This window comes from Pseudomonas sp. S06B 330 (assembly GCF_002845275.2).
Lineage (GTDB): Bacteria > Pseudomonadota > Gammaproteobacteria > Pseudomonadales > Pseudomonadaceae > Aquipseudomonas.
Genome location: NZ_CP088149.1, coordinates 4,146,028 through 4,170,780, shown reverse-complemented (window position 1 = coordinate 4,170,780; position 24,753 = coordinate 4,146,028). Strand labels below are relative to the sequence as shown.

The following is a 24,753-nucleotide window of genomic DNA, read 5'->3' as shown; positions in this document are numbered from 1 at the left end:
ATGAACAAACATGGGTAGCATGCATCCCGTACAGGTGATCGCCGTAACTGGCGGCAAAGGTGGCGTCGGCAAGACCAATGTGTCGGTGAACCTGTCATTGGCGCTGGCAGAGCTTGGCCGTCGGGTCATGCTGCTGGACGCCGACCTGGGCCTGGCCAATGTCGACGTATTGCTCGGCCTGACGCCCAAGCGCACCCTGGCTGACGTCATTGAGGGGCGCTGCGAGCTGCGCGATGTGCTGCTGCAGGGGCCGGGCGGGGTGCGCATTGTGCCTGCCGCGTCCGGCACGCAGAGCATGGTGCATCTGGCGCCTGCTCAACACGCAGGCTTGATCCAGGCATTCAGCGAAATTGGTGACAACCTCGATGTGCTGGTGATCGATACCGCTGCCGGTATCGGTGACTCGGTCGTCAGTTTTGTCCGCGCCGCCCAGGAGGTGTTGCTGGTGGTGTGCGATGAGCCCACCTCGATCACCGACGCTTACGCCCTGATCAAACTGCTCAACCGTGACTACGGCATGAACCGCTTCCGGGTCCTGGCCAACATGGCGCAAAGCCCTCAGGAAGGGCGCAACCTGTTCGCCAAGTTGACCAAGGTCACAGATCGCTTCCTGGACGTGGCCCTACAATACGTTGGCGCCGTGCCTTACGACGAATGTGTGCGCAAGGCAGTGCAGAAGCAACGAGCAGTCTATGAAGCCTTTCCGCGTTCCAAGTGCGCGCTGGCGTTCAAGGCCATTGCTCAGAAGGTCGATACCTGGCCGTTGCCTGCCAACCCGCGGGGTCATCTGGAGTTTTTTGTCGAGCGCCTGGTGCAGCCGACGAGTGCAGGTCCGGTGCTATGAACGCCAGCGGTTATCGGATGTACAGCAAGGCTTCTCGCGATGGTCAGTACGAGTTGATCGAGCGCTATGCGCCGCTGGTCAAACGTATCGCCTATCACTTGCTGGCGCGTTTGCCGGCCAGTGTGCAGGTGGAAGACCTGATCCAGGCCGGCATGATCGGCCTGCTCGAAGTTGCCAACAAGTACGACGCGAGCAAGGGTGCCAGTTTCGAGACCTACGCCGGTATCCGGATCCGCGGGGCAATGCTTGACGAAGTACGCAAAGGGGACTGGGCACCACGTTCGGTTCACCGCAATACCCGCATGGTCAGTGACGCGATTCGGGCAATTGAAGCAAAAACCGGCCGTGACGCTAAAGATCACGAGGTTGCTGCCGAACTCCAATTGAGTCTCGATGATTACTACGGGATTTTGAATGACACCCTGGGCAGCCGCCTGTTCAGTTTCGACGACCTGTTGCAGGACGGCGAACATGAAGGCCTGCACGAGGATGGCGCCAGTGCCCAGCTCGAGCCTTCGCGCGACCTGGAAGACGAGCGTTTTCAGGCAGCCCTGGCCGATGCCATCGCCAACCTGCCCGAACGTGAGCGCCTGGTATTGGCGCTGTACTACGACGAAGAGCTGAACCTCAAGGAAATCGGTGAGGTGCTGGGTGTCAGCGAGTCGCGTGTCAGCCAGTTGCATAGCCAGTGCGCGGCGCGTTTGCGCAGTCGCCTGGGGGAATGGCGGGCGCGTTGAACGCAGGTTCAATGCAGTCGTGAAATGTAGTGCCCGAATTGATTGAATGCGCGTTCAGCGCTGAGCGCGTTAAAGACTGCTTGGAGGTCTAATTGAACAAAGACATGAAAATCCTCATCGTCGACGATTTTTCGACGATGCGGCGGATCATCAAGAACTTGCTGCGTGACCTGGGCTTCACTAATACCCAGGAGGCTGACGACGGCAACACCGCACTGCCAATGCTCGAAAGCGGCCATTTCGACTTTCTCGTGACCGACTGGAACATGCCTGGCATGTCCGGTATCGACCTGCTGCGCAAAGTACGTGCTGACGAGCGTCTCAAGCACCTGCCGGTGTTGATGGTGACGGCTGAAGCCAAGCGTGAACAGATCATTGAAGCAGCCCAGGCCGGGGTTAACGGCTATGTGGTCAAGCCGTTCACGGCGCAAGTGCTGAAAGAAAAGATCGAGAAGATCTTCGAGCGCGTCAATAGCTAAGACACGCCACGGGGGCACTATGGAGCAAACACATTCATCGTTGGACGGCTTCGAGTCAACACTGAAGAAGCATGCCCACGAACTGGTCGACAGTCTCGAGCGGGGCAAATTCGGCGACGCAGTGCAACTGATCCATCAGCTGAACCAGACCCGTGACCGTGGCCTGTACCAGGAAGTGGGTAAGCTCACGCGTGAGTTGCACAGTGCGATCGTCAGCTTCCAGATCGATCCGCAAATGCCTCAGGCCGAAGAGGTCTCACAGATCACTGACGCCACCGAACGCCTGTCCTATGTGGTCAAGCTGACGGAAGGGGCGGCCAACCGGACTATGGATCTGGTTGAAGCCAGCACACCGGTACTCAATGAGCTGAGCGACGAAGCTCAGGCACTGAGCGTCGATTGGCAGCGCTTCATGCGCCGCGAAGTGGCCGCGCCGGAGTTTCGCGAACTGGCCAAACGCGTCGACAGTTTTCTCACGCGCAGCGAGGAAGGCAACCGCAAGGTCGCCGGCCACCTCAATGATATTTTGCTGGCTCAGGACTATCAGGACCTGACCGGTCAGGTGATCAAACGTGTTACGGCACTGGTCACCGAAGTAGAAAGCAATCTGCTCAAGCTCGTGCTGATGGCCAGTCAAGTCGACCGTTTTGCCGGTATCGAACATGACCACCAGCAGTTGCGCGCTGAAAAAGATCAAGAAAAACATCCAACTCGGGGTGAAGGTCCGCAGATTCATGCCGATAAGCGTGAAGACGTTGTGTCCGGTCAGGACGATGTCGACGATCTGCTGTCCAGTCTGGGTTTTTAGGGAGCACGTTTAATGAGCTTCGGCGCCGATGAAGAAATCCTTCAGGATTTTCTGGTAGAAGCCGGCGAGATTCTTGAGCAACTGTCCGAGCAACTGGTCGAGCTGGAAAGCCGTCCGGATGATGCCGATCTGCTCAATGCGATCTTTCGCGGTTTTCACACTGTAAAAGGGGGCGCCGGCTTCCTCCAGCTCAACGAGCTGGTGGAGTGCTGCCACATCGCCGAAAACGTCTTCGACATCCTGCGCAAGGGTGAGCGGCGCGTTGATGCCGAGCTGATGGACGTGGTCCTGGAAGCACTGGACACGGTCAACAGCATGTTCGGCCAGGTGCGCGAACGCAGTGATATCACCCCGGCCACGCCTGAGCTGCTGGCAGCCTTGTCGCGTCTGGCTGAGCCTGCGGCTGCCGAACCGGCCCCCGCGCCTGAGCCGGTGCAGGAACAGGCGCCTGAGGCAGACATTACCGACACCGAATTCGAGCAACTGCTTGACTCGCTCAATGCGGTCAAGGCCGAAGCTGAAGCACAGGTGCAAGCTCCCGCCGAGGCCAGCGACGAAATCACTGACGCTGAATTCGAATCGCTGCTTGATCAGTTGCACGGTAAAGGTCAGTTCGCCCCCGACAGCGTCAGTGCTCCCGCGCCCGTGGCACCCGTGGCACCAGCTGCTGGTGACGAAATCACGGATGATGAGTTCGAGGCACTGCTCGATCAGTTGCATGGCAAGGGCAACTTTGCCGTTGATGCGTTGCCGGCTGCAGACGTGGTGCAAGCGGCACCTGCTGCTTCAGGCGATCACATCTCTGAGCATGAATTTGAAGCGCTGCTCGATGAGCTGCATGGCAAGGGCAAATTCGCCCCGGACAGCGTGGCCACTGCCGCCGCTCCAGCCGCTGCAGTCGCCGCCAAGCCCGCACCTGCTCCGGCGCCTGTGGTGGCCAAGCCTGCGGCTGCTCCGGCCAAGGCTGCAGCACCTGCGCGTCAGGCTGCTGCGCCTGCAGAAAAACACCCGGCCAGCGAAACGGAAACCACCGTGCGCGTCGATACCGCACGCCTGGACGAGATCATGAACATGGTCGGCGAGCTGGTGCTGGTGCGTAACCGCCTGGTCCGCCTGGGCCTGAACAGTGGCGACGAAGCCATGTCCAAGGCGGTGTCGAACCTCGACGTGGTCACCGCCGATCTGCAGACCGCGGTGATGAAAACCCGCATGCAGCCGATCAAGAAAGTCTTCGGGCGTTTCCCTCGGTTGGTTCGCGACTTGGCTCGGCAGTTGAAGAAAGAAATCAACCTGGAGCTGGTCGGCGAAGAAACCGACCTCGACAAGAACCTCGTTGAGGCCCTGGCTGACCCGTTGGTGCACTTGGTGCGTAACGCTGTCGACCACGGCATTGAAACCCCGCAAGAGCGCGAAGCGACGGGCAAGTCCCGCAGCGGTAAGGTAGTACTGTCGGCCGAGCAGGAGGGTGATCACATCCTGCTGTCGATTTCTGATGATGGGAAGGGGATGGACGCCGATGTCCTGCGCGCCATCGCGGTCAAGCGCGGGGTGATGGACAAGGACGCTGCCGACCGTCTGAGCGAAAGTGAATGCTACAACCTGATCTTCGCCCCGGGTTTCTCGACCAAAACCGAGATCTCCGACGTCTCTGGGCGTGGCGTGGGCATGGACGTGGTGAAAACCAAGATTTCCCAGCTCAATGGCTCGATCAATATCTATTCGACCAAGGGCCTGGGGTCGAAGATCGTCATCAAGGTGCCGTTGACCCTGGCGATCATGCCGACGCTTATGGTCATGCTCGGCAATCAGGCGTTTGCCTTCCCGCTGGTCAACGTCAACGAGATCTTCCACCTGGACCTGTCGCGCACCAATGTCGTCGACGGTCAGGAGGTGGTCATCGTTCGCGATAAAGCCTTGCCGCTGTTCTACCTCAAACGCTGGCTGGTCAGTTCCGCCGCTCATGAAGAGCAGCGCGAAGGCCACGTGGTGATCCTTTCGGTCGGCACCCAACGCATCGGCTTTGTCGTCGATCAACTGGTGGGTCAGGAAGAAGTGGTCATCAAGCCGCTGGGCAAGATGCTCCAGGGCACGCCAGGCATGTCGGGCGCCACCATTACCGGTGACGGGCGCATCGCGCTGATCCTCGACGTACCGAGCATGCTCAAGCGTTACGCCGCCCGGCGTATTTGATTCTGGTGGCGCGGCCCGCACGCCGCGCCCCGTAATGGAGTGTTTATGGCAGTCAAGGTCCTGGTGGTGGATGATTCTGGTTTCTTCCGCCGCCGTGTCTCGGAAATTCTTTCAGCGGACCCGACTATCCAGGTCGTGGGCACCGCGACCAACGGCAAGGAAGCGATCGACCAGGCACTGGCGCTCAAGCCCGATGTCATCACCATGGACTACGAAATGCCCATGATGGATGGCATCACCGCTGTACGGCACATCATGCAGCGCTGCCCGACGCCGGTGTTGATGTTCTCCTCGCTGACCCATGAAGGCGCACGAGTGACCCTCGACGCCCTGGATGCCGGTGCGGTCGATTACCTGCCGAAAAACTTTGAAGATATTTCGCGTAACCCGGATAAGGTCAAGCAACTGCTGTGTGAAAAGGTCCATACCATTTCCCGCAGCAACCGTCGCCTGAGCAGCTATGCCGCGCCGGCGCCGCAGCCGACTCCCCATGCCCAGCCAAGTGTCAGTAGCCTGGGCAGCAGCCCGGCACCGCGTGCAGCGGCACCGGTACGTGCAGCAGCGGTTGCCTCGCCAGCGCCCAAGCGCAAGCCGTATAAGCTGGTGGCTATTGGCACCTCCACTGGTGGTCCGGTCGCGCTGCAACGGGTGTTGACGCAGCTGCCAGCTAATTTCCCGGCACCGATCGTGTTGATCCAGCACATGCCAGCAGCGTTTACCAAAGCCTTTGCCGAACGCCTGGACAAGCTGTGCAAGATCAGCGTCAAGGAAGCCGAGGACGGGGACATCCTGCGCCCTGGCCTGGCCCTGTTGGCCCCGGGTGGCAAACAGATGATGGTCGACGGTCGCGGTGCAGTGAAGATCCTCCCGGGCGACGAGCGCCTTAACTACAAGCCGTGTGTGGATATCACCTTCGGCTCGGCGGCCAAGTCCTATGGCGACAAGGTGCTGTCGGTGGTGCTCACCGGCATGGGGGCTGATGGTCGTGAAGGCGCACGCCTGCTCAAGCAGGGTGGCAGCACGGTGTGGGCCCAGGATGAAGCCAGCTGCGTGATCTATGGCATGCCCATGGCCATCGTCAAGGCCAACCTGGCAGACGCGGTCTATAGCCTGGACGAGATCGGCAAGCACCTGGTCGAGGCCTGCGTCTGATGGATGTCTTGAGCCTGATCGGGATAATTCTGGCCTTTGTCGCCATCGTCGGCGGCAATTACCTGGAAGGCGGCCACCTGTCCGCACTGATCAACGGCCCTGCGGCCCTGATCGTGCTCGGTGGCACCCTGGCTGCGGCGTTGCTGCAGTCACCCATGAGTGCCTTCAAGCGCGCCTTGCAGATCGTGCGCTGGATTCTTTTCCCACCACGCATCGACCTGGCCGGCGGCATCGATCGCGTGGTCAACTGGAGCCTGACGGCGCGCAAGGAAGGCCTGTTAGGCCTGGAAGGTGTGGCCGATGCCGAGCCCGACCCTTACGCGCGCAAGGGCCTGCAACTGCTGGTCGATGGCGCTGAGCCAGAGGCTATTCGCAGCATCCTCGAAGTGGACTTCTACACCCAGGAAAGCCGTGATATCCAGGCCGCCAAGGTGTTCGAGTGCATGGGCGGCTACGCGCCGACCATCGGTATCATTGGTGCGGTAATGGGCCTGATTCATGTTATGGGCAACCTTGCCGACCCTTCGCAATTGGGTAACGGTATTGCCGTGGCCTTCGTCGCTACTATCTACGGGGTGGCCAGTGCCAACCTGATCCTGCTGCCGATTGCCAACAAGCTCAAAGCCCTGGCCATGCGTCAATCGCGCTACCGGGAAATGCTGCTGGAAGGGTTGCTGTCGATTGCCGAAGGCGAGAACCCGCGCTCGATCGAGCTGAAGCTTCAGGGCTTCATGGAGTAACACATGGCGCGGCGCAGACAACCTGAAGAACATGAAAACCACGAACGCTGGCTGGTGTCTTACGCGGACTTCATCACCTTGCTGTTTGCCTTCTTCGTGGTCATGTATTCGATTTCCTCGGTCAACGAGGGCAAGTACAAGATCCTCTCGCAGGCATTGATTGGGGTATTCAACGACCCCGAGAAGAGCGTGCGGCCGATCCCTATCGGCGAAGAGCGCCCGCTGACCGTGAAGCCCGCTGAACCGCTGATCAAGGACAGTGAGCAGGTGGACGCCGGTCTGGCGCAGACCAACAGTGACCCCTTGAAAACCATCACTGATGACGTGCGTGACGCCTTTGGCGATTTGATCAAGTCCGATCAGATGACCGTGCGTGGCAACGAGTTGTGGGTCGAGATCGAACTCAATTCCTCGTTGTTGTTTGGCAGCGGTGATGCCATGCCCAGCGATGTCGCGTTCAACATCATCGAAAAGGTCGCGAAGATCCTCAAGCCCTTCGCCAACCCGGTGCATGTCGAAGGCTTCACTGACGACCTGCCGATCCGGACCGCGCAATACCCGACCAACTGGGAGCTGTCCTCGGCGCGCGCTGCCAGTATTGTCCGTCTATTGGCCATGGAAGGGGTCAACCCGGCGCGCATGGCTTCGGTGGGCTATGGCGAATTTCAGCCTATCGCCGGCAATGACACCGCCGAAGGCCGGGCACGTAACCGCCGGGTGGTGCTGGTGATCTCCCGTAACCTTGAAGTGCGCCGTAGCCTGACCGGTACTGGCAGCGCCAATGCCACACCCGATGCGGCATTGCAGCGGGCTGGCACACAAACTGCACCGCCAGCGGTACCACCGACGGTGGGGGGCAATCGCGTCAATCCTCCGTCACCGAACCTATAACCGTTCCTGGTAGGGCCGTTGGCTGTACCAGGAGGAAGCAACGTAATGAGAGTTTGGGCAGTAGCCAATCAAAAAGGTGGCGTCGGTAAGACCACCACGTCCATCGCCCTGGCCGGCTTGCTGGCCGAGGCGGGTAAGCGCGTGGTCGTGGTCGACCTCGACCCGCATGGGTCGATGACCAGCTACTTCGGCCACAACCCGGACACGCTGGAGCACAGCTGCTACGACCTGTTTCTGCACAAGGGCACTGTCCCAGAGGGCCTGCCGGGACAACTGTTGCTACCAACCAGCGACGAAAAAATATCCCTGTTGCCCTCCAGCACCGCGTTGGCTGTGCTGGAGCGTCAGTCGCCAGGGCAGAGCGGCCTGGGCTTGGTGATCGCCAAGTCTCTGGCGCAGCTGTGGCAGGATTTCGACTACGCCATTATCGACAGCCCGCCGTTGCTCGGCGTGTTGATGGTCAACGCGCTGGCGGCCAGCCAGCAGTTGGTCATCCCGGTGCAAACCGAATTTCTGGCGGTCAAGGGCCTGGAGCGCATGGTCAGTACCCTGGCCATGGTCAATCGATCGCGCAAGCAGGCCTTGCCTTATCACATCGTTCCAACGCTGTTCGACCGTCGCACCCAGGCCTCCATGGGGACTTTGCGGGTGCTGCGCGATGCTTATCCAGAGAATATCTGGCAGGGTTACATCCCGGTTGATACCCGTCTGCGTGACGCCAGCCGGGCCGGGCTGACGCCATCGCAGTTTGATGGCAAGAGCCGCGGGGTCGTGGCTTACCGGGCGCTGCTCAAGCACCTGTTGACGCAAAACACCGCCCAGCAGGTGGCCTGATGAATCGTCCGCAAAAGCTGGCTACTGGCCCGCAACTGGCCCTGCAGTCGTACCTCGATGGCTTGTTGCATGAGGCCACCGAGGAGCTTGAGCACGTTGAGCCGTCGGTTGAAATCGATGAGTTCCGGGCCGCGGTGCTTGAGGAGCAGGCACGTGATGCCCAGGTGAGTCATCAGCGCAAACCGGTAGTTGTCCCGGTTGCGCCGTTGCCCTTCGCCGAGCCTGCACCCATGGTGCTCCCGACAGTGTTGCCGGTAGCAGCCCCGGCCGAGCCTGAGCCGGTCAGTGTTGAAATAACTGCCGAGCTAGCAGCTCCGGTCGAGCCGCTGGTGGAAGTTCACTTGCCGCCGGCACCTAACCTGCCAGTGCCACCGGCAACGGTCGACGGACGCCCCGCCTGGGCTGCCGAGCCTTTCGAATGCTTGCTGTTCGACGTCGCCGGTTTGACCCTGGCCGTGCCGCTGGTATGCCTGGGTTCGATCTACTCGCTGGCCGGTCACGAGCTGACGCCGCTGTTTGGTCAGCCAGACTGGTTTTTGGGCATCCTGCCAAGTCAGAGCGGCAACCTGAAAGTGCTGGATACTGCACGCTGGGTCATGCCCGACCGCTACCGCGAGGATTTTCGTCAGGGGTTGCAGTATGTCATTTCGGTCCAGGGTTACGAATGGGGCCTGGCGGTGCATCAAGTCAGCCGTTCGCTGCGCCTGGACCCCAACGAGATCAAATGGCGCAGCCAGCGTGGCCAGCGTCCCTGGCTGGCTGGCACAGTCATCGAACACATGTGCGCGCTGCTGGACGTTGCCGAACTGGCCGAGTTGATCGCCAGTGGTGCGGTCAAGCAACTGCACGCCAAGGATAAATAATCGGTCGCGCCTGCGACTGCACTGAGCACTCCGCCAAAGGCGGTTTTTGAGGGATAGGGGAATGAAAAAGTCGTCTGCACAAGGTTCCGAAGATCCGATCCTGCAGTGGGTAACCTTCAAACTGGACAATGAGTCCTACGGCATCAATGTGATGCAGGTGCAGGAAGTGCTGCGCTACACCGAAATTGCTCCGGTTCCGGGTGCTCCGAGCTATGTGCTGGGTATCATCAACCTGCGTGGCAACGTGGTGACTGTGATCGATACCCGCCAGCGCTTCGGCCTGATGTCGAGTGAGATTACCGATAACAGCCGCATCGTCATCATCGAGGCTGACAAGCAAGTGGTCGGCATCCTGGTCGACAGCGTTGCCGAAGTGGTTTACCTGCGCCAGTCGGAAATCGAGACCGCGCCAAATGTCGGCAACGAAGAGTCGGCCAAGTTCATTCAGGGCGTGTGCAACAAGAACAACGAACTGCTGATCCTGGTCGAACTGGACAAGATGATGACCGAGGAAGAGTGGTCCGAGCTGGAGAACATCTGAGTTGATCCTAGAGGTTGCAGTCATATTTCTGGCGTTGCTCTGGGCGCTTAGCCTGTGGTTCTTCCTGAACTACAGCAAGCGCCAGCGCGAGCTGGCCGCTCAGCAGGCCCAGGGCGATGCGTTGCGAGACCAGCGCATCAAAGACTTGGCCAAACGTCTGGACGACTACCAGAATGGCACCGTGAGCATGGGTGAGGCCCTGCATGAGTTGCGTGCGACGGTGGCGCCCTTGCCGGACAAGCTACTGCAACTGGAGCAGCGTGACCCCAACAGCCTGTCGTTCGCCCAGGCGGCGCGGTTGGTTGGCATGGGCGCGAGCGTCGATGAACTGACCCAGTCGTGTGGTTTGACCCAGGCTGAGGCCGAGTTGATGAGCAAAGTGCACCGCAACTGAGCTCTTCGGCGTGCTTACCGCCGGCAACGCCGGCTTCCACAATGGTCCAGTGAAACTCGGCCCGGTGGGAGCCGAGGTTGCCGACGATCGACCGCAAAGCGGGATCTTTCCCCGACAATCCGTGAAGAGCCTTTTTAATTGACCCCTGGCAGGCGCAGTTCTGCTGGCGTGATGTCCCGTTCCTGTGGCCCCTCATCGACAAATCCAACTGGCACCTTGCCCTTGAGCTGCCAGGCAAAGGCAATGATCTCAGCAATGGTCAAGTACAGTGCTTCAGGGATCCGTTCGCCCAGTTCCATGCGCGCCAGCAGGCGCACCAGTTCGGGGTTCTCGTAGATTGGCACTTCATGTTCGCGGGCAATGGCGAGGATGGCTTCGGCCAGTTCATCGTCACCTTTGGCGCTCAGTGTCGGCGCCTGTTGGCCGTCATAGCTCAGGGCAATGGCCTGGCGCGGGTTTTTCTCGATCATGCAGTTTCATCCACCCAGCGTTGCTCAACACGGGTACGTGGTCCTTGTGGCGGCGTACCGTGGTGGCAATGCAGCTCCATCACGTTCAAGCCACGCGCCAACAAGCGTTCGCGCAAGTTACTCAGCTGACTTTCGATCAGCTGCGCGGTACTGGGTAACTCAGCCCACAGTTGACTCGACAGTGCTCCCTGGCTGATCTGCGCCTGCACCTGCAATGGCCCCAGCGGGTGCAAGTCGAAAGACAGCTCGATTCGCCAAAGCATTTCCAGCGGATCGCGATGTTCGCGCTCTGGATCTTCTTGCTGTTCCGGGGTTTCTTCGCGTTGCAGTTTCACTTGCAGAGGCATGAAGTCTTGCCCAGTACGCAGAGGGATCTCCAACTGCCAGGTGGTCTGCAGGTTGCCATCAGCGGTGGTGCCGGTTTGTTCGAGGCTAGCCAGCTGATGGCTCTGCAGGCGCGAAATGGCTGCAGCGGCCAGGCGCAGCAGATGTTCCAGATCGCCTTCGCCGTCCTGGCTTTGCAGCAGCCGTAAGGGCAGGGGGAAACCGCCGGGGTGCGGACGTGGACTGACTTGGCCGAGCATGCCGAGGGCATTGCGAACCATGCCAGGCATCACCTGCGCCAGGGTGCTGGCTGCCGCGGCCGGGTTGAACTGAGCGTTACTCGGCAACCCTGGCATTAGCTGCGCCACCAGTCGCACAACCTGAGCCTTGAAGTCGGGGGCAAGGTTGGCAGGGAGGCCAGCGAGCAGCTTGGCCTCAAGGAAGGCTCCGCTGTTGCTCAGGGCCTGAGCGACGCCTTTGGGGTCGCTGAGCTGACGCACGTCCGGCAGGCTGGACAGCAGCTTGTCTACCGTGGCGCGCTGTTCGTTGGGCGACGTATTGCTGTCACGCAGCTGTTGCAAGGCGCTGAGCAGGCCTTGCAAGGACGCTTGGCGACTTTGCTGGCTGCTCAACTGCTGGGCGATGGCCAGTTGGTCCTGGCGCCCGCTCAACGGCACGAACGCTAACGACTGATCACCTTGGACTCGCGCGCTGAGCAAGCTACCCACGGGCAGTGGGCGAGGGCTGTCGATGGTCAAGGTGGCACCCGCTTTTGGGCCCGCCAGTAGCGTCACCAGTGAACGGTACTGGGCCAGCTGGCCTGCCGTCTGGGGCAACGCCTGACTGGTCAGGACCTTGCCTTGCAGCAAGGTGCCGATGGGCAATTCGCGGGTATCGATACGAGTCAGGCTGGCCACATTGTTGGCGATAGCCTGTTGCACCGTAATAGTCAGATTCGAGCTATTGCTCTGGCTCACTGCCAGTTGGCTACCTTGGGCCAGCGGTTGGTTGCTGCTGGCCTGAACGTTGGTCTGCTTGCCGTTTTCTTGGGTCAGCTTGAGCAGCATCTGAAAATCCTGGCCGACTTGACGCAGTGCCAGCACTTCGGCCTTGGCGGTTTCGCCAGGGGCCAGCAGGGCCTGTTGTGGCTGTAGCAGGCGCAGCAGTTCGCCGGTCATCGCCGAGCGCGACTGAGGGGCGGTTGGAATCTGCGCGCCAAGGTTGTTTATTTCACCTGTCATCCGCTGGCAACCTGTTGAAATAGCCCTCTTTGCAGTAGGACATCACATGTATAATGCCGCCCGATCTTTCGCGATCAGAGCGGCCGGGCTGTATCTCCCACTGCCAGTATAACGGCAGGGCCGGGACCGACTTGAGACAGGCATCCCAAGCATAAGGCGAAACTGTGACCCCTCATCTGGAAGCCGTGGGCCTGGCCTGCGAGCGCGACTGGCGAATGCTGTTCGAAAACCTCCAATTGCACCTGGCTGCAGGCGACATGCTGCAGATCAGTGGCCCCAACGGCAGCGGCAAGACCAGCTTGCTACGCCTTCTGGCCGGCCTCATGAGCCCGACCGCCGGGCAGATTCGCCTCGACGGCAAACCCCTGGCAGAACAACGCAATGAATTGGCGCGGATTCTGCTCTGGATTGGTCATGCCGCGGGTATCAAAGACCTGCTCAGCCCCGAAGAGAACCTGGCGTGGCTGTGTGCTTTGCATACACCCGCCGAGCCTGCTGCGATCTGGAAGGCCCTGGAGGCGGTTGGCCTGCGCGGTTTCGAAGATGTGCCCTGTCATACCCTGTCGGCCGGCCAGCAGCGCCGCGTGGCCTTGGCCCGCCTGTACCTGGACTGCCCACCGCTATGGATTCTCGATGAGCCCTTTACCGCCCTCGACAAGCAGGGCGTGGCCCAGCTTGAGGCGCACCTGGCAGCACATTGCGAGCAGGGCGGGATGGTCGTGCTCACCACCCACCACACGCTGGAGCGCAAGCCGTCCGGTTACCGTGAACTGAACTTGGGGCAATGGGCCGCATGAGTGTCTTTGTCCTGTTGTTGCGTCGCGAAGCGCGTCTGTTGTGTCGCCGTCCGGCGGAACTGGCCAACCCGCTGGTATTCTTCGCCATCGTCATCGCCTTGTTCCCACTGGCGGTCGGTCCTGAGACTCAATTGTTGCAAACCTTGTCTCCGGGGCTGGTCTGGGTAGCCGCCCTTTTGTCGGTTTTACTCTCGCTGGACGGGCTTTTCCGCAGTGATTTCGAGGATGGCTCACTGGAACAGTGGGTCCTTTCGTCGCACCCCCTGCCTCTTCTGGTGCTGGCAAAAGTACTGGCACACTGGGCCTTTTCCGGCCTGGCACTGGTATTGTTGGCACCCTTGCTGGCACTGATGCTAGGTTTGCCGGCGGCATGTCTGCCGGTACTGTTGGCATCGTTGTTGCTCGGCACCCCGGTGCTGAGCCTGTTGGGCGCCGTGGGTGCGGCCCTGACAGTCGGTTTGAAGCGTGGCGGCCTGCTGTTGGCGCTGCTGATTTTGCCGTTATATATCCCGGTATTGATCCTGGGCAGTGGCGCCTTGCAGGCGGCATTGCAAGCTATGCCGGCGACCGGTTATCTGCTCTGGCTTGGTAGCCTGACCGCCCTGGCAGTAACTCTGGCACCCTTTGCAATAGCGGCTGGCCTGAAGATCAGCGTCGGCGAATAATGAGGTCTGGGCCCTGCCCAGCAAAGACCCTGGATGTACCGTGATGAAAAGCAGCGTAATCAGCTGGACGTGGTTTCATAAACTGGGTTCGCCCAAGTGGTTCTATGCCATTAGCGGGCGCATGCTGCCGTGGCTGACGGTGGCCGCGATCCTGTTGATCGGTATCGGCGTGATCTGGGGGCTGGCCTTTGCGCCTCAGGACTATCAGCAGGGCAACAGCTTCCGGATCATCTACATTCACGTGCCGGCCGCGATGCTCGCTCAGTCCTGCTACGTGATGCTGGCCGTGGCCGGGGTGGTCGGGCTGGTGTGGAAAATGAAGATTGCCGACGTGGCCTTGCAGTGTGCAGCACCGATCGGCGCCTGGATGACCGCAGTAGCGCTGGTCACCGGGGCCATCTGGGGTAAGCCGACCTGGGGCAGCTGGTGGGTCTGGGATGCGCGCCTGACGTCGATGCTGATCCTGCTGTTCCTGTACTTTGGGCTCATCGCGTTGGGCCAGGCCATCAGCAATCGCGAGAGCGCGGCCAAGGCCTGCGCCGTGCTGGCGATTGTCGGCGTAATCAACATCCCGATCATCAAGTATTCGGTGGAGTGGTGGAACACCCTGCACCAGGGGGCCACCTTCACCCTCACCGAGAAACCCGCGATGCCCGCAGAGATGTGGCTGCCGCTGCTGCTGACGGTGCTGGGTTTCTACTGTTTCTTCGGTGCCGTGCTGTTGCTGCGCATGCGCCTTGAAGTGCTCAAGCGCGAGGCGCGCGCCAGTTGGGTCAGGGAGGAGGTATTGAATAGCCTGGGTCGGGAGATGGCACGATGAGTTTTGCCTCTTTCAGTGATTTTCTCGCCATGGGCCATCACGGCCTGTACGTCTGGTCGGCCTACGGCATTTGCCTGCTGGTGCTGGCCGTCAACGTTGCCTTGCCCTTGATGGCCCGGCGCCGTTACCTGCAAGAAGAGGCGCGTCGTCTGCGCCGGGAGAGCAACCAGTGAATCCGCAACGCAAGAAGCGCCTGTTCATCATCCTCGGTCTGCTGGCCGGGGTTGGCATCGCTGTTGGCCTGGCCCTGAGTGCCCTGCAGCAGAACATTAACCTGTTCTATACCCCGACCCAGATCGCCAATGGCGAAGCGCCGCTCGACACCCGGATTCGCGCAGGCGGCATGGTCGAGAAGGGCTCGTTGCAGCGGTCCGGCGACTCGCTGGATGTACGTTTTGTGGTGACCGACTTCAGCAAATCGGTGCCGATCACCTACCGTGGCATTCTTCCTGACCTGTTCCGTGAAGGGCAGGGCATCGTTGCTCTGGGCAAACTCAACGCCGAAGGCGTGGTGGTGGCCGATGAAGTGTTGGCCAAACACGATGAGAAGTACATGCCGCCTGAGGTGACCAAGGCCCTCAAGGAAAGCGGCCAGGTGGCCACCGATGCGGGAGCCAAGCCATGAACGCAGCACTGATCATTCCTGAGCTCGGCCAGTTGGCAATGATTCTGGCGATCTGCTTTGCCGCTGTGCAAGCCACGGTGCCGTTGCTTGGCGCCTGGCGCGGTGACAGCCTGTGGATGAGCTTGGCCCGGCCTGCGGCCTGGGGGCAGTTTGCCTTCTTGGCCTTCGCTTTTGCCTGCCTGACCCACGCCTTCATGACCGACAACTTCTCGGTCGCCTATGTGGCCAACAACTCCAATAGCGCCTTGCCGTGGTACTTCAAGTTCAGCGCCGTGTGGGGCGCCCACGAAGGCTCACTGCTGCTCTGGGCGATGATCCTCGGTGGTTGGACCTTCGCTGTGTCGATCTTCTCCCGACAACTGCCGCAGGTGATGCTGGCCCGGGTGTTGGCGGTGATGGGCATGATCAGCGTCGGCTTCCTATCGTTCCTGATTGTTACCTCCAACCCGTTCCAGCGGCTGCTGCCGCAGGTGCCGACCGACGGTGCCGACCTCAACCCACTGCTACAAGACATTGGCCTGATCGTGCACCCGCCGATGCTGTACATGGGCTACGTAGGTTTCTCGGTGGCCTTCGCCTTCGCCATCGCCGCCTTGCTCGGCGGTCGCCTGGATGCGGCCTGGGCGCGCTGGTCGCGGCCGTGGACCTTGGTTGCCTGGGCGTTCCTGGGCATCGGCATCACCCTCGGCTCTTGGTGGGCATACTACGAACTGGGCTGGGGTGGCTGGTGGTTCTGGGATCCGGTGGAAAACGCCTCGTTCATGCCCTGGCTGGTAGGCACGGCGCTGATCCACTCGCTGGCCGTTACCGAAAAACGTGGCGTGTTCAAAAGCTGGACCGTCTTGCTGGCGATTGCCGCATTCTCCCTGAGCCTGCTGGGCACCTTCCTGGTTCGTTCCGGGGTGCTGACTTCGGTGCACGCATTCGCCTCCGATCCGGAGCGTGGTGTATTCATTCTGATCTTCCTGCTGTTTGTGGTGGGCGGCTCGCTGACCCTGTTCGCCTTGCGCGCGCCGGTGGTCAAGAGTCAGGTCGGCTTTGCCCTGTGGTCGCGGGAAACGTTGCTGTTGGCCAATAACATCGTGCTGGTCGTTGCCGCGTCGATGATCCTGCTTGGCACCCTGTATCCGTTGATCCTTGATGCGCTGACCGGGGCCAAGCTGTCGGTCGGCCCGCCGTACTTCGATGCCTTGTTCATTCCGCTGATGGCCTTGCTCATGGTGGTGATGGCCATCGGCGTTCTGGTGCGCTGGAAGGATACGCCAAGCAAATGGTTGCTGAGCATGCTGACCCCAGTACTGATCGCCAGTGCAGTGCTGGCGCCGGTCGGCGGACTGCTGGTCGATGACTTCGACTGGCAAGTGCTGACGACCTTCGCTCTGGCCGCGTGGATTGTGCTGGCCGGTGCACGTGACATCCTCGACAAAACCCGCCACAAGGGCCTGTTCAAGGGGCTGCGCGGCCTCAACCGCAGTTACTGGGGCATGCATGTGGCGCACCTGGGCCTGGCGGTGTGTGCCTTGGGGGTGGTGCTGTCGAGCAACAACAGTGCAGAGCGTGACCTGCGCCTGGCGCCAGGCGAGGCGGTTGAGCTGGCCGGTTACCAGTTCATTTTTGAAGGTGCAAAGCACTTCGAAGGGCCGAACTTCACCTCTGACAAGGGCACAGTGCGGGTGGTTGAAAATGGTCGCGAGATCAGCGTGCTGCATCCGGAAAAGCGCTTGTATACCGTGCAGCAGTCGATGATGACGGAAGCCGGTATTGACGCCGGTTTTACCCGTGATCTCTATGTCGCCCTCGGTGAGCCGCTGGACAATGGCGCCTGGGCCGTACGCGTGCACGTCAAACCTTTCGTGCGCTGGATCTGGCTGGGCGGTCTGTTGACCGGCCTGGGCGGCCTGCTGGCGGCCATGGATGGACGTTATCGAGTCAAGGTCAAAGCCCGTGTGCGTGAAGTACTGGGCATGTCGGGAGCAACTGCATGAAGCGTTGGATCATGGTGCTGCCGCTGGCAGTGTTTCTGCTGGTGGCGGTGTTTCTCTACCGCGGCCTGTTCCTCGACCCCAGCGAGTTGCCATCGGCAATGATCGGCAAGCCATTCCCGGCCTTTTCGCTCAAGTCGGTGCAGGACGGCAAGACCCTGACCCAGGCTGACCTGATCGGCAAGCCTGCACTGGTCAACGTCTGGGCCACCTGGTGCCCGTCGTGCAAGGTCGAGCACCCGTACTTGAACAAGCTGGCGGAGCAGGGCGTAGTCATTCATGGCGTCAACTACAAGGATGACAACGCCGCAGCTATCAAGTGGCTGGCCGAGTTCCATAACCCTTATCAGCTGAACATTGGCGACGACCAGGGCAGCCTCGGCTTGAACCTGGGGGTCTATGGCGCGCCGGAGACCTTCCTGATCGATGCCAAGGGCATTATTCGCTACAAGCACGTCGGTGTGGTCGATGCCACGGTCTGGCGTGAGCAACTGGCGCCGCTGTATCAGGGCCTGGTCGATGAGGCCAAACTATGAAGCGTTGGCTCGTAGCGGCGGTGTTGGGATTGAGCCTGGCCGGTGTGACCCAGGCGGCCATCGACACCTATCAGTTCGCCGATGACGCCGAGCGTGAGCGTTATCACGACCTGACCAAAGAGCTGCGTTGCCCCAAGTGTCAGAACCAGGACATCGCCGACTCCAATGCACCGATCGCCGCCGACCTGCGCCGGGAAATCTTCCGCATGCTCGGCGAAGGCAAAAGCAATCAGCAGATCATCGACTTCATGGTCGATCGCTACGGTGATTTCGTACGCTACAAGCCGGAGCTGACGGCGCGAACCTGGTTGCTGTGGTTTGGCCCGGGCGTGTTGCTGGTGGGTGGTTTCGGCCTGCTGGCGCTGATCGTGCGCAAGCGTCGGGCGCAGAGCGCTGGTGGCCCTGTCGACCTTTCCCCTGAGGAGCGTGAGCGCCTCGCCAAATTGCTGGACAAAGAACAGACCCATGATTGATTTCTGGCTTTCTGCAGGCCTGCTGTTGCTGGTGGCCCTGAGCTTTCTGCTGATCCCGGTGTTGCGCGGCCGTCGTGCGCAACTGGAAGAAGACCGTACCGCGCTGAACGTTGCCCTGTACCAGGAGCGGGTCGCTGAACTGACTGCCCAGCAGGCAGCCGGTGTGCTCGATGAGACACAGCTGGCCAAAGGCCGAGATGAAGCCGCCCGTGAGCTGCTGGACGACACTGAAAACGCCGAGCCCCAGCGCCTGGCCCGTCTGGGTAAACCATTGCCACTGCTCGCTGCAGTGCTGGTGCCGCTGATGGGCCTGGGGCTGTACCTGCATTTTGGTGCCAGTGAACAGGTCGAGTTGACCCGGCAGTTCGCTACAGCGCCGCAGTCCATGGAAGAGATGACTACCCGTCTTGAACGTGCTGTCGAGGCGCAACCGGACTCAGCCGAAGGCCTGTACTTCCTTGGTCGAGCCTACATGGCCCAGGAACGACCAGCCGATGCGGCCAAGGTGTTCGAGCGTGCGGCGAACCAGGCCGGTCGTCAGCCGGAGCTGCTCGGGCAGTGGGCGCAGGCCCTGTACTTTGCTAACAACAAGCAGTGGACCGCGCAACTGCAAGCCCTTACCGACGAGGCCCTCAAGGCTGACCCTAACGAAGTCACCAGCTTGGGCCTGCTGGGGATCGCCGCCTTCGAAAGCGAGCACTACCAGCAAGCCATCGACTATTGGAACCGTCTGCTGTTGCAACTGCCTGAAGGCGACGCTTCGCGCGCAGCCTTGCAGGGTGGCATTGACCGTGCCCAGGACAAACTCAAGGCAGGCGAAGGCAAGCTCGCTTCTGAACAGGCGCCAGCGCCGACTGTCGTTGCAGGGCCACGCCTGAAAGTACGGGTTGAGCTCGCTGCTGCGCTCAAGGACAAGGTCAAGCCGGACGACACGGTGTTCATCTTCGCTCGCGCCAGTTCCGGCCCGCCCATGCCCTTGGCGGCCAAGCGGGTGACGGTGGCGCAGTTGCCGATTGATGTCGAGCTCAGCGATAGCGATGCAATGATGCCGAGCATGAAACTGTCGAGCTTTGCCGAAGTCCAACTGGTTGCACGTGTTTCGCGTGCTGGCCAACCGACCCAGGGTGAATGGATTGGCCGTAGCAGCCCGCTGGCCAGCAGCACGACCGCTGCGCAGCACCTGACCATCGACAGCCCGGACCAGTAAGAGAATCACTATGAACAGTATCGCTCGCCTTGCCCTCCTATCCCTGGCCGTGGGCCTGAGTGCGTGTACTGTTCATCAACCCTCTGAACCGCCCGTGCCACCGATCGAAACCATGCCCCCGGGGCCGAGTACACAGCCGGCTCCACGACCAAGCACAGTGCCAAGCAAGCCAGCGGTAACCACCCCGGCGCCCAAGCCAATGCCGCGCACTTCAGCCAGCTTCGCACCACCGCCCGGTGGTGCCAGCCATTGGGATCCACGCCTGGGCGTGTATGTGCTGGAAGGCAAGACCAACACCTTCTACCGCCAACGGACCTACTACCGTTGGGACAACGGCTGGAGCTGGTCGACCAACCTCAACGGGCCGTGGCAAGAAACCGACAGCAGCGGTGTGCCGGGCGGTCTGGGGCGGGCTTTCGCGCAGTAAGTCAAGCCGCGCATAATGCCCCCTCGCATTGATCCGGAGGTTGGCATGAACAAGACAGTCCTGGTGCTGGTGGAAACCGTTGACGATTACTTGCCATTGTTGGAACAGGCGGGTTATCAACTGGTCCGCGCTCCGACGCCGCAACAACGGGTCGAAGCGATTGCTCGCCATGGCGACACCATCGATGCAGTGCTGACCCGCGGTCCATTAGGCCTGACGGCGGATGAAATCAGCGTATTGACGAAGCTGCAGATCATTTGCGTGATTGGTGCCGGTTATGAGCAAGTCGATTTGGCAGCCGCTGCCGCTCGCGGTATCACCGTGACCAATGGTGCCGGTGCCAATGCGGCAGCGGTGGCCGACCATGCCATGGCGTTGTTGCTGGCAGTAGTGCGTGATATTCCTCGTGCCGATGCCTCGACCCGACGTGGCGAATGGAACCGGATTATCAGCCCCGCCGTCAGCGGCAAGCGCTTGGGTATCCTCGGCCTGGGCGCTGTCGGTATGGCCATTGCCAAACGGGCGGCCCTGGGGTTCGACATGCAGGTCAGCTACCACAACCGCAAACCTCGCCCTGAAGTGGCCTACGAGTATTGTGCTAGTCCGTTGACCTTGGCTCAGGCGTCGGATTTTTTGCTCGTCGCCACACCCGGTGGTGCCGATACCCGACAGCTGATCGATAAACCGGTGCTTGAAGCATTGGGTCCAGAAGGCTTTCTGGTGAACATCGGGCGTGCCAGTGTGGTCAGCACCGCTGATTTGGTCGAGGCCCTGCGCAGCGGGGCGATTGCCGGGGCAGGGCTGGATGTGTTCGATGATGAGCCAGCGGTGCCGGATGACCTCAAAGCCTTGGGCAACGTGGTGCTTACTCCGCATGTCGCCGGACAGTCGCCGGATGCAGCACGCGATACCGTGCAATTGGTGCTGAAGAATCTGCAGGCATTCTTTGCCGGGGAGCCGGTGTTGACGCCAGTAACGGCGCCTTTGTAGGCGTGGGCTAGACTTCACGCCTACCTTCACAGCAAGGAGCTTCAACCATGTCCCTGGAAAAGCATGGCAGTTGCCTGTGTGGCGCTGTCAAACTCAGTGTCAGCCTTGAAAAGGCCAGCGTAGACGCCTGCCACTGCAGCATGTGCCGTCAATGGGGCGGCGGGCCATTGCTCTCGGTGCACTGCTCGGAGCCGGTCAAGTTTACCGCCGGGCAGCCGGTGATCTATGACTCGTCCGAATGGGCCCAGCGTTGTTTCTGTGGCACGTGTGGCACCCATCTACTTTACCGACTGAAAAACGGCCAATTTGATTCCGTTTCAGTGGGAGTACTTGAAGGTAATACCGATTGGGTCTTCGACCTGCAGGTGTATATCGACGAGAAGCCGACGTACTACTGCTTTGCCAACGATACGAAAACCATGACCAGAGCCGAAGTCGAGGCCCTGTTCAGCTGAACGCCAGTAACCAGTCGGCGAACACCTGCGCTGCCGGTGAGCGTGGCGCTTGTTTGTCGTGCACCAGATAGTCGGCTTGACCGGTGTGCACGACAAAGGCCGATACCTGGCGGATAGAACCCTGTTCAATGCGCTCACGGGCCATGAACTCCCAGCCAAGGCCCACGCCCATTCCTTGCACTACCGCTTCGAACACCAGGTTGACCTGATTGAAAGTCACTGCCTCAGCGGGTGCCCGATAGCGCAGGCCCTGATGGCTGAACCAGTCCTGCCAGTCCAGACAGTTCCAGGCCGAGGCATCCAGTTGAATCAGCGGCAGCGTTTGCAGCGCCTCCAGTGAGTTGACCGTAGGTAGTGCGCGTTTGACGCTGGCAATCGGGTAGATGGTTTCGTCGAACAGTTTCTCGGCCTTGAGTGAACTCCAATGGCCGTGGCCATAGAGAATGCCGAAATCGTAGTTGGCAATATCGCTTTCACTGATCTCGTTACTGGCGTGAATGTTCACGGTCAGTTCCGGGTGCTGTTCGTTGAAGCGCAGAAGCCGTGGGAACAGCCAGTACTGGGCCACGGCATGGGTACAGATGACGCTGACATTGCGGCTGCTGTGACCCGCTTTCAAGCGCAGGACATTGGCCAACAGACTCTCCAGCATTGGCTCGACAATGGTATTGAGACTTTCCCCCGCCGAGGTCAGGGCGATGCCGCGGGCGCGGCGCTCGAACAGCACGGCGCCAAGCTGCTCTTCAAGCAGCTTGATCTGTTTACTCACCGCGCTTTGGGTCAGGTACAGCTCACTGGCAGCACGGGTAAAGCTGCCGGTACGTACCACTGCTTCAAAGGCGATCAGGGTGTCCAGCGCAGGCAGGTGGCGGCTGAAGCGACTCATGCTGATGATCCGTTTTTAGGAATGGCTACATCATAGAGTCGATGCTTTCAGCGTAAAAGCCATTCCCTATAGGAATGGCTGGATGCCGAATGATCTTTTGTCCAGAGACTGATCAAGCGTTAGCCTGCGCACTTCTTTGAACAGGAGCAGGCAAGTGAAGCAGGGTGTGGCCTACGCCGGGATAGCCGGGGCGATGTGGGGAATGGTGCTGATGGTGCCGCAATTGTTGCCTGAGTTCAGTCCGGTGCTGCTTAGCTGCGCGCGCTTCGTGCTGTTCGGATTGGTCACCGTGATTCTGGCGTTGCCGATGCGCAAGGCCGTAGGGCGTTTGACCCTGGCAGATCTGTGGATGCTTGGGCGCTTGGCGCTGGTCGGCAATTTGCTTTATTTCATCTGCCTGGTGGCGGCCATTCAGCACCTGGGGGTGGCGCCCGCTTCGCTGATTGTCGGCGTCTTGCCGTTGACCATCACCCTCTATGGCCGCCATGACAACGGTGGTGTAGCGCTCAAGCAGCTGCTTGTACCGCTGTTGCTGATTCTCGCCGGTATGCTGTGTATCAATGTGCAAACGTTCGCCGTTGAGCCAGGAGCATTGGGCGACAAGGTGGCCGGCGTACTCTATGCCTTGGCTGCATTGGCTTGCTGGACCTGGTACGCGGTCAACAACAGCCGCTATCTCAAGCAGTGCGGGCATTTTGACAGCCACCAGTGGTCGGTGCTCTGCGGGGTGATGACGGGGGTGTTCAGCCTGGTGTTGGTGGCGTTTGTTGCGCTGTGGCAGCCTGCTCAGTTGCAGGTCGAGGCACCGCCTGAGCGGTGGTGGTTGTTCTGGTTGTATAGCCTGGGTTGCGCGATTTTCGGTTCGTGGTTGGCGGCATTGCTGTGGAATGCGGCGTCCAAGCGCATGCCGCTGACCCTGAGTGGTCAACTGATTGTGTTCGAAACCTTGTTCGCCTTGCTTTACGCGTTCATCTGGCGGCAAAGCGGGCCAAGCCTGCTGGAGGCGGCCGCGATCATTCTGGTCATTGGCGGTGTCTGCTGGTCGATGCGTCAGCACGGTACACCGGCAAACCTTGCCAAACCTGCGCATTCTTGAGAAAAGGCTGCCTCGAAATAGGCATCAACGAGGTCACGCATGAGCAGCGAACTGCAAATCATCGATATCCAGGTAGGCGAAGGCAAGGAGGTGGTCAAAGGCGCGCTGATTACTACCCAGTACACGGGGTGGCTGGAAAATGGCACAAAATTCGACGCTTCCTACGACCGCGGCAAACCCTTCCAGTGTGTGATCGGCACCGGCCGGGTCATCAAAGGCTGGGACCAAGGCCTAATGGGTATGAAGGTCGGCGGCAAGCGCAAGCTGATCGTGCCGTCTCACCTGGCCTACGGCGAGCGCAGCATGGGTGCGATCACACCGCATTCGAATTTGACCTTCGAGATCGAATTGCTGGAAGTCCTGACCCGCGACGAGTGACCCGCGTGTGTCTTAATTCGGCAACATCGCCGCGTTAATCTCACTCGTGCTCAAGGATTGAGTATTCAGGGATCGAACCAAACGGGATTAATGCACTCTCAGTAAGCCCGCTTCACGGATGAAACGATAGACAGGGATCACCCGCGGCTTCGGCCGCGGCGTGTCACAGGCGGGGTCAGCCTCATCCCTTATCGCCGCAAGAGCCCCTCCATGAAGTTGTCGACCCTGTTCCACCGCCACCGCCACGCCTTTTGTTCGCTGGTCCTGCTCGGGGGCGTCTCGCTGCTGGCCGTGGAGGCCGTCGAAAGCCACGCCGAGCCGGTGGACGGTACCCAGACGCTGGTGTTCCTGCGCCACGCTGAAAAACCAGGAGAGGGCCTCGGGCAACTCAACTGCCAAGGGCTCAATCGTGCCCTGGACCTGGCGACGTTGCTCCCAGAGAAATTCGGCAAGGCTGACTACGTGTTTGCCGCCAACCCGTCGCGTCACGTTGAAGAAGGCAGCAAGGACGACGCCTACAGTTACATCCGCCCGCTGATGACCATCAGCCCCAGCGCGATCAAGCTTGGCTTGCCGGTGAACATCGACTTTGGTGCCAACGACACTGGCGAACTGGCCGATGAGCTGCTGCAGGACAAGTACCGCAACGCTACGGTTTACACCGCCTGGTCCCATGGTTACTTGCCTGAGTTGATCAACACTGTGGCCGGCAAGGCCGTGGGTGAGAAGCAGGTGATCACTGAGGACTGGGACGGTGGAGATTTCGATTCGCTCTACGTATTGACCCTGACCTGGCGCGACGGCAAAGCCAGCCTCCTCAGCCGTAACTATAAGCAAGGCTTGAACGACGGCGAACATAGCTGCCCGAGCTGATTGCGCACCGGCTGTCACTGGCTCTAGGCTGAAGG

Annotated in this window: 30 protein-coding genes; 27 read left to right on the top strand and 3 right to left on the bottom strand. The window is 60.5% G+C overall.

All coding sequences use genetic code 11. The features are described from left to right. Positions 1-10 precede the first annotated feature (10 nt). The 12 genes from fleN (at position 11) to CX511_RS18505 (ending at position 10,473) form a co-directional block, all read left to right on the top strand. Positions 11-844 carry a flagellar synthesis regulator FleN gene (gene fleN, locus CX511_RS18560; protein ID WP_038613333.1) on the top strand — a complete coding sequence of 278 codons (834 nt, stop codon included), beginning with the start codon at positions 11-13 and terminating at the stop codon, positions 842-844. After that, complete coding sequence (gene fliA, locus CX511_RS18555; RefSeq protein ID WP_045189022.1) at positions 841-1,581, top strand: RNA polymerase sigma factor FliA; 741 nt, start codon at positions 841-843, stop codon at positions 1,579-1,581. Before fleN ends, fliA begins: the two co-directional genes overlap by 4 nt. 104 nt (positions 1,582-1,685) lie before the next feature. After that, positions 1,686-2,060 carry a chemotaxis response regulator CheY gene (locus tag CX511_RS18550; RefSeq protein ID WP_036990294.1) on the top strand — a complete coding sequence of 125 codons (375 nt, stop codon included), beginning with the start codon at positions 1,686-1,688 and terminating at the stop codon, positions 2,058-2,060. A gap of 19 nt (positions 2,061-2,079) precedes the next feature. Continuing rightward, on the top strand, positions 2,080-2,868 hold the full coding sequence (locus CX511_RS18545; RefSeq protein ID WP_045189019.1) for a protein phosphatase CheZ: 789 nt from the start codon (positions 2,080-2,082) through the stop codon (positions 2,866-2,868). 12 nt (positions 2,869-2,880) lie between these two features. Continuing rightward, on the top strand, positions 2,881-5,058 hold the full coding sequence (locus tag CX511_RS18540) for a chemotaxis protein CheA (RefSeq protein ID WP_101293419.1): 2,178 nt from the start codon (positions 2,881-2,883) through the stop codon (positions 5,056-5,058). Positions 5,059-5,103: 45 nt separating this feature from the next. Then, positions 5,104-6,210 (top strand): protein-glutamate methylesterase/protein-glutamine glutaminase, encoded by a 1,107-nt coding sequence (locus CX511_RS18535; protein ID WP_045189016.1) that lies wholly within the window; start codon positions 5,104-5,106, stop codon positions 6,208-6,210. Beyond that, positions 6,210-6,950 (top strand): flagellar motor protein, encoded by a 741-nt coding sequence (locus CX511_RS18530; protein WP_045189014.1) that lies wholly within the window; start codon positions 6,210-6,212, stop codon positions 6,948-6,950. The genes CX511_RS18535 and CX511_RS18530 overlap by 1 nt, the downstream gene beginning before the upstream one ends. A 3-nt stretch (positions 6,951-6,953) precedes the next feature. Further along, on the top strand, positions 6,954-7,841 hold the full coding sequence (gene motD, locus CX511_RS18525) for a flagellar motor protein MotD (protein ID WP_045189011.1): 888 nt from the start codon (positions 6,954-6,956) through the stop codon (positions 7,839-7,841). A gap of 45 nt (positions 7,842-7,886) precedes the next feature. Further along, positions 7,887-8,675 (top strand): ParA family protein, encoded by a 789-nt coding sequence (locus CX511_RS18520; RefSeq protein ID WP_045189009.1) that lies wholly within the window; start codon positions 7,887-7,889, stop codon positions 8,673-8,675. Next, positions 8,675-9,538, top strand: coding sequence for a CheW domain-containing protein (locus CX511_RS18515; protein ID WP_101293418.1), 864 nt, complete (start codon positions 8,675-8,677; stop codon positions 9,536-9,538). The genes CX511_RS18520 and CX511_RS18515 overlap by 1 nt, the downstream gene beginning before the upstream one ends. 61 nt (positions 9,539-9,599) lie before the next feature. Beyond that, positions 9,600-10,079: a chemotaxis protein CheW gene (locus CX511_RS18510; RefSeq protein ID WP_028945467.1), complete on the top strand. Its 480-nt coding sequence runs from the start codon at positions 9,600-9,602 to the stop codon at positions 10,077-10,079. 1 nt (position 10,080) lies between these two features. Then, a complete protein-coding gene (locus CX511_RS18505) occupies positions 10,081-10,473 on the top strand; it encodes a DUF2802 domain-containing protein (protein ID WP_045189005.1) in 393 nt (130 codons plus the stop codon). A 134-nt stretch (positions 10,474-10,607) separates the two neighbouring features. Here the strand turns inward: CX511_RS18505 and CX511_RS18500 are convergent, their stop codons facing one another. Both CX511_RS18500 and fliK read right to left on the bottom strand, forming a co-directional pair. Continuing rightward, positions 10,608-10,943, bottom strand: a complete 336-nt coding sequence (locus tag CX511_RS18500; RefSeq protein WP_101293417.1) for an EscU/YscU/HrcU family type III secretion system export apparatus switch protein — start codon at positions 10,941-10,943, stop codon at positions 10,608-10,610. Further along, on the bottom strand, positions 10,940-12,508 hold the full coding sequence (fliK, locus tag CX511_RS18495) for a flagellar hook-length control protein FliK (protein WP_101293416.1): 1,569 nt from the start codon (positions 12,506-12,508) through the stop codon (positions 10,940-10,942). The genes CX511_RS18500 and fliK overlap by 4 nt, the downstream gene beginning before the upstream one ends. Positions 12,509-12,672: 164 nt before the next feature. Here fliK and ccmA point away from each other — a divergent pair, with 164 nt between their 5' ends. From ccmA to CX511_RS18435, 12 genes are read left to right on the top strand one after another with little or no spacing between them, the layout of a single operon-like run. Continuing rightward, positions 12,673-13,305: a cytochrome c biogenesis heme-transporting ATPase CcmA gene (ccmA, locus tag CX511_RS18490; RefSeq protein ID WP_045188999.1), complete on the top strand. Its 633-nt coding sequence runs from the start codon at positions 12,673-12,675 to the stop codon at positions 13,303-13,305. Further along, entirely contained in the window at positions 13,302-13,970 is a 669-nt protein-coding gene (gene ccmB, locus CX511_RS18485) for a heme exporter protein CcmB (protein ID WP_028945462.1), read from the top strand. The genes ccmA and ccmB overlap by 4 nt, the downstream gene beginning before the upstream one ends. Before the next feature lie 43 nt (positions 13,971-14,013). Continuing rightward, a complete protein-coding gene (locus CX511_RS18480; protein WP_045188997.1) occupies positions 14,014-14,790 on the top strand; it encodes a heme ABC transporter permease in 777 nt (258 codons plus the stop codon). Then, on the top strand, positions 14,787-14,963 hold the full coding sequence (gene ccmD / locus CX511_RS18475) for a heme exporter protein CcmD (RefSeq protein WP_045188995.1): 177 nt from the start codon (positions 14,787-14,789) through the stop codon (positions 14,961-14,963). Before CX511_RS18480 ends, ccmD begins: the two co-directional genes overlap by 4 nt. Further along, entirely contained in the window at positions 14,960-15,415 is a 456-nt protein-coding gene (gene ccmE, locus CX511_RS18470; protein WP_045188993.1) for a cytochrome c maturation protein CcmE, read from the top strand. The genes ccmD and ccmE overlap by 4 nt, the downstream gene beginning before the upstream one ends. An 11-nt stretch (positions 15,416-15,426) precedes the next feature. Further along, a complete protein-coding gene (locus tag CX511_RS18465) occupies positions 15,427-17,400 on the top strand; it encodes a heme lyase CcmF/NrfE family subunit (RefSeq protein ID WP_177327823.1) in 1,974 nt (657 codons plus the stop codon). Continuing rightward, complete coding sequence (locus CX511_RS18460; RefSeq protein WP_045188989.1) at positions 17,397-17,933, top strand: DsbE family thiol:disulfide interchange protein; 537 nt, start codon at positions 17,397-17,399, stop codon at positions 17,931-17,933. The genes CX511_RS18465 and CX511_RS18460 overlap by 4 nt, the downstream gene beginning before the upstream one ends. After that, positions 17,930-18,406: a cytochrome c-type biogenesis protein gene (locus tag CX511_RS18455; protein WP_045188987.1), complete on the top strand. Its 477-nt coding sequence runs from the start codon at positions 17,930-17,932 to the stop codon at positions 18,404-18,406. The genes CX511_RS18460 and CX511_RS18455 overlap by 4 nt, the downstream gene beginning before the upstream one ends. Continuing rightward, a complete protein-coding gene (ccmI, locus tag CX511_RS18450; protein ID WP_045188985.1) occupies positions 18,399-19,613 on the top strand; it encodes a c-type cytochrome biogenesis protein CcmI in 1,215 nt (404 codons plus the stop codon). The genes CX511_RS18455 and ccmI overlap by 8 nt, the downstream gene beginning before the upstream one ends. A 10-nt stretch (positions 19,614-19,623) precedes the next feature. Continuing rightward, positions 19,624-20,040 (top strand): hypothetical protein, encoded by a 417-nt coding sequence (locus tag CX511_RS18445; protein ID WP_045188982.1) that lies wholly within the window; start codon positions 19,624-19,626, stop codon positions 20,038-20,040. A 45-nt stretch (positions 20,041-20,085) separates the two neighbouring features. Next, entirely contained in the window at positions 20,086-21,030 is a 945-nt protein-coding gene (locus tag CX511_RS18440) for a 2-hydroxyacid dehydrogenase (RefSeq protein ID WP_045188980.1), read from the top strand. 47 nt (positions 21,031-21,077) lie between these two features. Further along, the gene (locus tag CX511_RS18435) at positions 21,078-21,485 is read left to right on the top strand and encodes a GFA family protein (RefSeq protein WP_101293415.1); all 408 of its coding nucleotides are present in this window, start codon (positions 21,078-21,080) and stop codon (positions 21,483-21,485) included. Here the strand turns inward: CX511_RS18435 and CX511_RS18430 are convergent. Next, positions 21,478-22,371: a LysR substrate-binding domain-containing protein gene (locus tag CX511_RS18430; protein WP_045188977.1), complete on the bottom strand. Its 894-nt coding sequence runs from the start codon at positions 22,369-22,371 to the stop codon at positions 21,478-21,480. The two genes, CX511_RS18435 and CX511_RS18430, sit on opposite strands and share 8 nt — an antisense overlap. Positions 22,372-22,525: 154 nt before the next feature. Between CX511_RS18430 and CX511_RS18425 the strand changes: the two genes are divergently transcribed. The 3 genes from CX511_RS18425 (at position 22,526) to CX511_RS18415 (ending at position 24,718) form a co-directional block, all read left to right on the top strand. Beyond that, a complete protein-coding gene (locus CX511_RS18425; RefSeq protein ID WP_045188975.1) occupies positions 22,526-23,467 on the top strand; it encodes a DMT family transporter in 942 nt (313 codons plus the stop codon). 39 nt (positions 23,468-23,506) lie between these two features. Beyond that, positions 23,507-23,845 carry an FKBP-type peptidyl-prolyl cis-trans isomerase gene (locus CX511_RS18420; protein ID WP_045188973.1) on the top strand — a complete coding sequence of 113 codons (339 nt, stop codon included), beginning with the start codon at positions 23,507-23,509 and terminating at the stop codon, positions 23,843-23,845. Positions 23,846-24,055: 210 nt separating this feature from the next. Continuing rightward, positions 24,056-24,718, top strand: coding sequence for a histidine phosphatase family protein (locus tag CX511_RS18415; protein WP_101293414.1), 663 nt, complete (start codon positions 24,056-24,058; stop codon positions 24,716-24,718). Positions 24,719-24,753: the final 35 nt, after the last annotated feature.